Here is a 1,003-nt window from a genome sequence, read left to right on the forward strand (position 1 = left end):
CCGTGATCACGTCCCCGGCGTCCGTCGCGGCCCGGTACTCCATACCGGTCCCGACCAGCGGCGCCTCACTCTTCAGCAACGGCACCGACTGACGCTGCATGTTGGAGCCCATGAGCGCCCGGTTGGCGTCGTCGTGCTCCAGGAACGGGATCATCGCGGTCGCCACCGACACCATCTGGCGTGCCGAGACGTCCATGTAACCGACCTCGTTGGCCCTCACGGACTCGAACTCGCCACCCTTACGGCGGACGAGGACGCGGTCCTCAAGGAACGTGCCATCGGCGGCGATCGGCGTGTTCGCCTGGGCGATGACGTAGCGGTCCTCCTCGTCGGCGGTGAGGTAGTGGACCTCTTCGGTCACCCTGCCGTCGACGACCTTGCGGTAGGGCGTCTCGACGAACCCGAAGGAGTTCACCCGGCCGAAGGAGGCGAGCGAGCCGATCAGACCGATGTTGGGGCCTTCCGGCGTCTCGATCGGGCACATACGGCCGTAGTGGGACGGGTGAACGTCACGAACCTCGAAGCCGGCCCGCTCACGTGACAGACCACCGGGGCCCAGCGCGGACAGACGCCGCTTGTGCGTCAGGCCCGCCAGGGGGTTGGTCTGGTCCATGAACTGCGACAGCTGGGAGGTCCCGAAGAACTCCTTGATCGACGCCACGACGGGACGGATGTTGATCAGGGTCTGCGGCGTGATCGCCTCGACGTCCTGCGTCGTCATCCGCTCCCGCACGACCCGCTCCATCCTGGCCAGGCCCAGACGGACCTGGTTCTGGATGAGCTCGCCGACCGTGCGCAGGCGGCGGTTGCCGAAGTGGTCGATGTCGTCGGTCTCGACGACGATCTCTCCACCGGAGCCCTGCATCGAGGTCTCGCCCGCGTGAAGCTTGACGATGTACTCGATGGTGGCGACGATGTCCTCTTCGGTCAGCGTGCCCTGGGTGATGTCGGCGTCGACGCCGAGCTTCTTGTTGATCTTGTAGCGGCCGACCTTGGCCAGGTC

General features: G+C 66.4%; 1 pseudogene. It reads right to left on the bottom strand.

Annotated features, from left to right (window positions below):
- A pseudogene (locus ACFYY8_RS42135) lies at window positions 1-1,003 on the bottom strand (DNA-directed RNA polymerase subunit beta); the annotation flags it as partial.

Origin of the sequence: Streptosporangium sp. NPDC001559 (assembly GCF_042893955.1) — a bacterium.
Lineage (GTDB): Bacteria > Actinomycetota > Actinomycetes > Streptosporangiales > Streptosporangiaceae > Streptosporangium.